The sequence below is a fragment of the Tautonia marina genome (genome assembly GCF_009177065.1).
Lineage (GTDB): Bacteria > Planctomycetota > Planctomycetia > Isosphaerales > Isosphaeraceae > Tautonia > Tautonia marina.
Genome location: NZ_WEZF01000046.1, coordinates 1 through 7,922, shown reverse-complemented (window position 1 = coordinate 7,922; position 7,922 = coordinate 1). Strand labels below are relative to the sequence as shown.

Below are 7,922 nucleotides of genomic sequence, written 5' to 3'. Positions count from 1 at the left end.
TAACCGACAATTTGCATCGATAAAAAATGACGACCCTGGGCAACCGACAATTTGCATCGATAATAATCCGGCCACTTGCTGGGGAACCAGATGACGGCTCCGTTTCCCGGATTTCGCCGGGATCATCCGAGCCCCCAAGCGACCCTGGATCGCGGCACGGAATTCTGGTTTACAATCAAAAATGCTCTTTAATAGTTTTCATCATATCTTGGGATTGAACCGATTCCGTTTTTCGCGTCTACTACTCCCGTCGGGACGAGGTCGTCCCGCCTCATCAGGAATGACGGTCACAACGCCGTAACCCTGGCAGGAGCATCATCGATGAACGACCAGAAACAACCCACTCACGCCCTGCCGGAACTCATCCGGGTCAAGTCGGGCTATTACCGCCTGGGCAAGGTCCATTTCGAGCATGTGGATGTGGAGAAGGAGGCGTGTGCCGCCTGCTCGGGTTCCGGGAAAGACCCGGCCAACCGGCGCCGCAAGTGCCGGATTTGCACCAGGAACCTCGTCGGAAAATCCGGCCCGGTTCGACCCTCGGTCAACGCCGAGTACAGGGAGGGCTACCGATTTTCGATCCTCGGCAACGGCAGGGACCTCGCCGATTGCCTCGCCCCATACCTCCAGTCTCCCGGCGACAACGACATCAACAATCTCAGCCTTTGCAGCGACCCGAGCGAACCCGCCTCGTTCGTCTATTACCTGGAAGAAGGAGGAGACGATGGGGCCGGGCAACCAGACGCTTCTCATTGAAGCGGGTCTGGAACGGCACCTGGCCGAAGGCGATGCCGACGGCTCCTTGAACCGCGCGTTGCGAACCCCCCGTCGTCGGCTTACCCTGGTGCGACACCAAGTTCGCAACGACCAGGGAGGCCGCCGTCCATGACGCTCCAATACCACATGATCCTGTTCGTCCTGGCTCTTCCCGGACTCCTGGCAGAGCCTTGCCGGGGCGACGATGAGCCGGTTTTCAGCCGTATCGAGGACGTGGTCTACGGGCGGAAGGACGGCACCGCCCTGACCATGGACGTGTTCCGGCCCGAGGGGGAGGCTAACGGGGCGGGCGTCGTCCTGGTCGTCAGCGGCGGCTTCTTCTCCTCGCACGAGGCGATCAACCCCGGCTTCGTGCGTCCCTTCTCCGGCCGGGGCTACACCGTCTTCGCCGTCGTCCACGGCAGCCAGCCCCGCTATACCGTCCCCGAGATCGTCGAGGACATGAACCGGGCCGTCCGGTTCATCCGCCACCATGCCGACGATTACGGGATCGACCCGGATCGCATCGGGGTCACGGGGGCCTCGGCGGGGGGGCACCTCTCCTTGATGCTGGGAACCGCCGGGGACGAGGGCGACCCCGAGGCCCGCGACCCGGTGGACCGGGAATCAAGCCGGGTGCAGGCGGTGGCCTGCTTCTTCCCGCCGACCGACTTCCTCAACTTCGGGGGGCCGGGCCAGGAGAAGCTCCACGCCATCGACCACGCCAGGCCGTTCCGCCCCGCCTTCGACTACTACGAGCGAGACGAGGAGACCAACTTGCTCGGGCCGATCACCGACGAGGCCCGGCTGCGGGAGATCACCGCCGCCATCTCGCCGATCACCCACGTCGGCCCGGACAACCCGCCGACCTTGATTATCCACGGAGACCGGGACGAACTGGTCCCCTTGCAGCAGTCCGAGGTCATGGTCGAGGCGCTGGAGGAGGCCGGTGTCGAGGCCAAGCTGGTCGTCAAGGAGGGCGTCGGGCACGGCTGGCTGACCATCGCCGAGGACCTGGAGACCTTCGCCGACTGGTTCGACGAGCACCTCGGGGCGCATGAGGAAGGTTCCGGGCAGGCAAACTGATCGAGGTAAAGGCCGGTCGAGTCGTTTGCCGGTTCGAATCCGGTGCCTGATCGACATCCAGAAGATGACCGGCCCGATCCGGTGATCGGGCTTGAGCCTCGGCCGGTCAGGAAGCCGGATTGCCGATGGTCGTAGGATTCGCGATCATCGATCCCCTCGCCCGGACGCCCGCCACTCACGAGTGAAGCACCATGCCCGCCGACAACGCCCACCAGGACGATTCCCCCAGCCCTTCGCACGGCAGCATCGCCGACGCCGACCACGACCGGGAAATCCCCGAGATCGATCTGCTCAGCCCCCTGAGCATCCGGGGGGTGACCCTGCGCAATCGGATCGTGATGTCGCCCATGTGCCAGTATTCGTCCGAGGACGGCCTGGCCAATGACTGGCACCTCGTCCACCTGGGCAGCCGGGCCGCCGGGGGCACGGCGCTGGTCATGGTCGAGGCCACCGCCGTGACCCCCGAGGGCCGCATCTCGCCCGCCGACATGGGAATCTGGGGCGAGCAGCACGTCGAGCCCCTCGCCCGGATCGCCCGATTCGTCAAGGGCCAGGGGGCCGTCGCCGCGATTCAGCTTGCCCACGCCGGTCGCAAGGCCAGTTGCGAGCCTCCCTGGAAGGGAGGCGCCAGCATCACGTCTCCCGAGGCAGGCGGCTGGACGGTCGTCGGGCCGAGCCCGATCCCGTTCCACGACGGCGACCCTGTCCCCCAAGCCCTGGACCAACTGGGCATCGAGGGGATCATCGACGCCTTCGAGGCCGCCTGCCGGAGGGCGCTGGAGGCCGGTTTCGAGGTCATCGAAATCCACGCGGCCCACGGCTACCTCCTGCACGAGTTCCTCTCGCCGCTGAGCAACCTCCGAACCGATTCCTACGGCGGTAGCCTGGAAAACCGGATGCGACTGGTCCTGCGGGTCGCCGAGCGGCTGCGGGGGATCATGCCGGACGCGTTGCCGCTGTTCGTCCGCATCTCGGCGACCGACTGGGTTGAGGGGGGCTGGGACATCGAGCAGTCGATTGCCCTGTCGAGGCTCCTGAAGGGCCTGGGTGTGGACCTGATCGACGTGTCCTCCGGCGCCTTGGTGCCCAAGGCGACGATCCCGGTGTCGAAGGGCTATCAAGTGCCCTTCGCCCGTCGGATCAAGGACGAGGCGGGGATCATGACCGGGGCAGTGGGCCTGATCACCGAGCCGGGGCACGCGAATGAGATCATCACGGCCGGGGATGCCGACCTGGCGTTCATTGGCCGGGAGTTGCTCCGGGAGCCGTACTGGGCGATCAAGGCCCAGCACGACCTGGACGGGGAGCCGTCCTGGCCGATCCCGTATGGCTATGCCGTTCAACGTCGGGCGAAGTAGCTCGCCTGGCGTCGTCCCAGCAAAGCCGGCGGGTTGGTTCGCGATCCTCTCCGCCGGGTTCCCGCAAGACAAGTCGTCGATCAACGAAGGCTCGGATCAACGTCCTTGCAAATCGTCCCCTTCCCAGGCTTCGCGGGCGGCCTCCTGGAGCGGATGGCTCCCGTCGGGCAGGCGATCGGCGGCGACCTGCCAGAAGAAGACGCCCCGGAATCCTTGTTTCATGGCCCACTCCGTCTTGATCGCCACCGATTCGGCGTCGTCGTAGCCGAAGACGATCGAGCGGTCGGGGGCAAGGAGCCAGGGGGCCTTGATCTCGTCGTCCCAGAGGCGCGTCCAGCCTTCCTCGTTCAGCAACCGGTGCAGATTGGTGTAGTTTCCCTGCGGGATGCGGAGTTCGGGGGCGTCCTCGGTGGAGGCATACGGCTCCGAGACGGCGAAGCCCCTCCCATAGAGCGGGATGCCCACGGCCAAGCGATCCGCGGGTATCCCCCGTTCCTCGATGAGATACCGCATCGTCGCCTCGGTCGAGGGTCGATTCCGACCGGGAACCTTCGAGGAGGAGAACAAGGGGGCATTGTGCCCGGCGTAGTTCGTCCAGGGTCCGGCGTAGTCGTAGGTCATGACGTTGACCCAGTCCATCGTCTCCAGCAGGAACTCGGTGCGGAGCCAGCGGAGCGTGCCGGGGTTCGACGAGGCGGCCATCGTCAGCAGCATCGGGCGTTCCTTCCGCTCGCCGATCGCGTCGAGCCCGGCGCGGAGCCGTCGCACGAGCCGCTCGAAGCCCTCGACCTCCTGCTCGGTGTCGGGATACTCCCAGTCGAGGTCGATCCCGTCGTAGTCGCTCTCGTCCACGAGCGCCAGGACGGACACAATGTAGCGATCTTCGGCCTCCGGGTCGGTCATGATGGCGGCGAACTGCTCGTCCCAGCCCCAGCCTCCGAGGGAGATGAACATCTTAACGCCCGCCTCGTGAGCCTGTCGGGCGAGGTCTGCGTCGGGGACTCCCCGGCTCGGCCGGATGCGACCGTCGGCGTCGGCGGTGACGAAGGCGTGGCAGAGGTGCGTGTAGAGGGAGAAGTCGATGCCCTGGGGCCGACCGTACAGGTAGCCGACGAACACCTTGCCCTCCTCGCCGTCGGCGGGTCGGGCGATTGAGGTGCTGGACGCTGCGACTCCGGCCAGCAGCACGACGGCGATGGTCAGCGGAAGGAGATTCCGGTCGGTGCGAAGCATGGTCGAGACTCAGGTATCAGGCTCATTGTGTGGTCGGGTGCGATCCACCGTGACGCTCCCCCGGATGCCGCCAGCCTATCGGCCCGCCCGGTGCCCGCCAACGATGCCGAACATCCTGGCGATGTCCGGGGTGATGCCCGCTTGACCGGAAGGCATTCCAGTCCGACAATTGTCGCAGGGCTCCCCATCTTCGGCCCCTCGGCTGCGACTCCGGCGCGTCCCTTCTCCGAACCGGGGGAATCATGACCCACACGACATCGCTCAGAGAAGACCGTTCTCGATCCCAATTCCGGGTCTGGCACCTCTGGCTGCTGGCCCTGTTCGTGGCAGTCGCCATCGTCAACATCCAGGACCAGGGGCGAACCGAGCCTGCCCTGGTCGTCTTGGCGGCAGCAGGATTCGTCCTCTACGGATTGATCGGCTGGGGGGCATGGAACGTCGCCCGAAAGCGTCGAGACCGGCTGGGGAGGACGCCGGTGATGATCCTCTACCTCGGCGCCATGGCAGTGTTCTTCCTGGTGGCGACGATCACCTACCTCCTGATCGAGCACGCCTACCTCGTCGGTGTCTGACTGACAGAACCGAGACAGGATCGGACCTGAGGAGACGACCTGAGCCCTGAACCTGTTGCATTCTCGGGAAATGATCAATTCCGGCCTCGTTGTCCAACGCCTCCCCGAGGCGGGGCTGGTGGATCACCTCAGCGAGCCCGTCGGTCTCCGGGATTTCCGTTCCGAAACACCCCGGCAGATTTCGGCAGGGTTGACCACCCTGAGGGCGAGAGGATGTCCGGGCTGGAGGAAGCCCGCGTCATCTCCTCGGCGAGGCCACCGGAGTCCGGCAGCCCCGCCAAAATCCACCAATCACCCGGCCACGACGACGCTGCCGTGGACGACGGAACCCTCGACCAGCAGGGCCGAGGCGTGGGCCTCCCCGGCATCCGACCGGAATTCTTCCCCCTCGCCGACCGCTGGGGCAGGCTCCCAGGCCATCCCCCGCAGCCGACTCACCAGGGCCTCCACGTCCCCCGCATCGGCATGCTCCTCGGCCTTGCCCACCTCCAACGCTTCCATGACCGCCCCGGTCAGCAGCCGGTCCCAGACCTTGCGACAGGTCTCTGGCTTGTCGAACAGGTCGAGGGCCACTACCCGCTTGCCCACCGCCACGGCCAGCCCGCTGGCCCCCTCGACGTAGCCCACCCGCGAGCGGAATTCCTCCAGCTTGCCCCTGTAACGCTCGTAGGTGTCGGCCATGGCAGCCGTCTCAGAGCTTGAGCCCAGCGCATCCATCTGGCGGCTGACCTCGCTCCAAACGGACATCTGGTCGGAGGTGTGCCCCCGGTCTTCCTTGAGTGACCGGGTGACCGATGCCTTGAGATAGTGCCTCAGCTTGGACGAGGAGTGGCTGCCGCCGTGGCCGAACTGGCGGCCCCGGTAGCGCCAGCGACCCTGCTCGACGCAACTGACCGGGATGGTCGTCTTGCTGTGGGCGGCGACCAGGACCGAGGTGTTCAGGATGCGGTTCTGCTTGGCCCCGTGCAGTTCCTCGCCTTCGAGGAACAGGACCCGGCTGTCCCCCGTGTTCTCGACAAGCAGGTTGGGCACCGAGCCGGCCTCGCTGACCTCCTCGACGGCGACGCTGCCGGAGGCGATCGCCTCGTCGGAGAGGAGGTAATCCACGACGCCTCCGGTATCCGTAAACAGGGGGAAGACGGCCAGGGCCTCGTGACGGATCGGGTCGCCGATGCGGAGTTCGGGGAGCGTGGGCATGACAACCTCCTGGTGCGAATCGGGGTGACCATCATCCTCGGACACGGCAGGCCGGGGCGAAGTTCCACGACGCCGCCCGGAATGGGCACGTCGAGATCGGAACGGCCTCGATGGGATTCGCTCCGGCCCCTTGCGGATTACGTCCCGATCCGGCCTGCGTGTCGTGAAAATCGGCGTGCTGATCCGCCCTGATGCCCTGCGTTCAGAGGGCCGGTTCGCCTGCTCACACCCGCCGTCGGTTGTCCTCGGGGAAGGGATATTCCATGTAACGGGCGGTCGTCCTCGCCACCGTCTCGCCGTGATGCCGGGCGACGACCCGCAGCGCCAGGTCGATCCCCGCCGCGATGCCCGCCGAGGTGATCACGTCGCCGTCCTCGACCACATGCTCGTCGTCCAGCACGGTGACACCGGGGAACGACTCGCGCATCCAGTCCAGGACCTTCCAGTGGGTCGTCGCCCGCCTGCCGTCCAGCAGCCCGGCCTTGCCCAGCAACATCGAGCCGGTGCAGACGGAGGCCAGGAGTTCGACCTGCCCGGCACGCTCGGCGATCCAGCCGACCAGCGCCTCGTTGCCGATCTGACCGTGGACGCCCCAGCCGCCGGGCACCACGAGCAAATCCAGCGGCGGGCAATCGTCCAGGCCGTGGTCGGGCACGACCTTCAATCCGCCCGAGGCCACGACCATGCCGGGGGCTTCGGAAATCAGGACGACCTCGTAGGGGGACGGCTCCTCCCGCCTGCGATCTTCGTCGAGCCGGGTGACGGAGAAAACCTCGAAGGGTCCGGCGAAGTCGAGCACCTCGACCTCGGGGAAGACCAGGATGCCGACGCGGCGGCGGGTCATCGGGGCTGCTCCGTGTGGGGGATCGAATCCGGGCCTTCCGTTCACCTCGTCTCGTTGTACTCCTGTGGCGTCACCGGCCTCCCGTCGTCGTCGCTGGCGTCCTGCATGTGCCGCAGATGCCGGGCGATGGCCCTCCGGAGCAGGAGGGAGATCAGCCCGAGCAAGGGCCGGGTGGCCATCGACCGGGGATGCAAGGTGAACGATCGGACGACCCGAGTGACCTCTCCGACCCGATCGAACTGCCAGGTCTCGACGATTTCAGTGGCCAGGCGGGACAGTGGCGGCGGGAAGCCCCCCATGCGGAGCCGGATGCGCCGGGGCGGGTCCCACTCGACGACCTCCTCCGTGTGGCTCGACCCGTCCGTGTTCGACACCCGGATTACGGTGCCGACCACCTCGGGCGTCGTGGCCTCGAAGGTCGCCGCCCTGATCCCCGGCAGCGGCCCGTAGCCCTTGAAGTCGGGCCAGCGGTCGAGGTCGAGGATGCGCCGGGCGATCTCATCGGGGGGGATTGCGAGCCTCGCCTCGCACGAGAAGGTGATCGGCTTCACCACGGGGGGACTCCAGTCCTGAGTGAAAAGGAACGGCCCGATTGAATCGTCGGAATCCCGACCACCGGCGATCTCGCCCGAGCCCCGCTCCCCCGGCAGGGGCAGGCCGATGGCGAAACGGGCCGGAAGAACCTGCGAACGAAGAAATTTTGAGTAAATATCCCTGACACGAAGATTGTCAATACGGCAAATTTTCAACTGTAACTTCGTGCTCTTGCTTATGAGGGTCATTCTCCACCCTTACCATAACTTCCGTAGAGGGCATGCCTCTATTCTCCCATTTCACAGATATCTAGGTTCTACTGACAATCAGGCCAGGAGGACCATG

8 protein-coding genes are annotated in these 7,922 nt (G+C 66.0%); 4 read left to right on the top strand and 4 right to left on the bottom strand.

From position 1 onward, the window contains the following. Positions 1 to 321: 321 nt before the first annotated feature. From GA615_RS27025 to GA615_RS27015, 3 genes are all read left to right on the top strand, one after another. The gene (locus tag GA615_RS27025; protein ID WP_152054465.1) at positions 322 to 753 is read left to right on the top strand and encodes a hypothetical protein; all 432 of its coding nucleotides are present in this window, start codon (positions 322 to 324) and stop codon (positions 751 to 753) included. A 129-nt stretch (positions 754 to 882) separates the two neighbouring features. Continuing rightward, on the top strand, positions 883 to 1,839 hold the full coding sequence (locus GA615_RS27020) for an alpha/beta hydrolase (RefSeq protein WP_152054464.1): 957 nt from the start codon (positions 883 to 885) through the stop codon (positions 1,837 to 1,839). 191 nt (positions 1,840 to 2,030) lie between these two features. Then, complete coding sequence (locus GA615_RS27015; protein WP_152054463.1) at positions 2,031 to 3,197, top strand: NADH:flavin oxidoreductase/NADH oxidase; 1,167 nt, start codon at positions 2,031 to 2,033, stop codon at positions 3,195 to 3,197. Between the two features lie 96 nt (positions 3,198 to 3,293). On the opposite strand, the gene GA615_RS27010 is transcribed toward GA615_RS27015, so the two are convergent. Next, positions 3,294 to 4,430: a glycoside hydrolase family 18 protein gene (locus tag GA615_RS27010; protein ID WP_152054462.1), complete on the bottom strand. Its 1,137-nt coding sequence runs from the start codon at positions 4,428 to 4,430 to the stop codon at positions 3,294 to 3,296. A gap of 242 nt (positions 4,431 to 4,672) precedes the next feature. Between GA615_RS27010 and GA615_RS27005 the strand changes: the two genes are divergently transcribed. Next, positions 4,673 to 5,002 (top strand): hypothetical protein, encoded by a 330-nt coding sequence (locus GA615_RS27005; protein ID WP_152054461.1) that lies wholly within the window; start codon positions 4,673 to 4,675, stop codon positions 5,000 to 5,002. 291 nt (positions 5,003 to 5,293) lie between these two features. On the opposite strand, the gene GA615_RS27000 is transcribed toward GA615_RS27005, so the two are convergent. The 3 genes from GA615_RS27000 to GA615_RS26990 all read right to left on the bottom strand — a co-directional run bounded on the left by GA615_RS27000 (position 5,294) and on the right by GA615_RS26990 (position 7,594). Beyond that, positions 5,294 to 6,199 carry an ARPP-1 family domain-containing protein gene (locus GA615_RS27000; RefSeq protein WP_152054460.1) on the bottom strand — a complete coding sequence of 302 codons (906 nt, stop codon included), beginning with the start codon at positions 6,197 to 6,199 and terminating at the stop codon, positions 5,294 to 5,296. Positions 6,200 to 6,422: 223 nt separating this feature from the next. After that, positions 6,423 to 7,043, bottom strand: coding sequence for a DJ-1/PfpI family protein (locus GA615_RS26995; protein ID WP_152054459.1), 621 nt, complete (start codon positions 7,041 to 7,043; stop codon positions 6,423 to 6,425). 41 nt (positions 7,044 to 7,084) lie between these two features. Further along, positions 7,085 to 7,594 (bottom strand): SRPBCC family protein, encoded by a 510-nt coding sequence (locus GA615_RS26990; RefSeq protein WP_161602603.1) that lies wholly within the window; start codon positions 7,592 to 7,594, stop codon positions 7,085 to 7,087. Positions 7,595 to 7,922: the final 328 nt, after the last annotated feature.

Bases quoted from the DNA above. Each gene is read 5' to 3' on its own strand.
- GA615_RS27025 (WP_152054465.1), top strand. From the start codon at position 322: ATGAACGACCAGAAACAACCCACTCACGCCCTGCCGGAACTCATCCGG.
- GA615_RS27020 (WP_152054464.1), top strand. From the start codon at position 883: ATGACGCTCCAATACCACATGATCCTGTTCGTCCTGGCTCTTCCCGGA.
- GA615_RS27015 (WP_152054463.1), top strand. From the start codon at position 2,031: ATGCCCGCCGACAACGCCCACCAGGACGATTCCCCCAGCCCTTCGCAC.
- GA615_RS27010 (WP_152054462.1), bottom strand. From the start codon at position 4,430: ATGCTTCGCACCGACCGGAATCTCCTTCCGCTGACCATCGCCGTCGTG.
- GA615_RS27005 (WP_152054461.1), top strand. From the start codon at position 4,673: ATGACCCACACGACATCGCTCAGAGAAGACCGTTCTCGATCCCAATTC.
- GA615_RS27000 (WP_152054460.1), bottom strand. From the start codon at position 6,199: ATGCCCACGCTCCCCGAACTCCGCATCGGCGACCCGATCCGTCACGAG.
- GA615_RS26995 (WP_152054459.1), bottom strand. From the start codon at position 7,043: ATGACCCGCCGCCGCGTCGGCATCCTGGTCTTCCCCGAGGTCGAGGTG.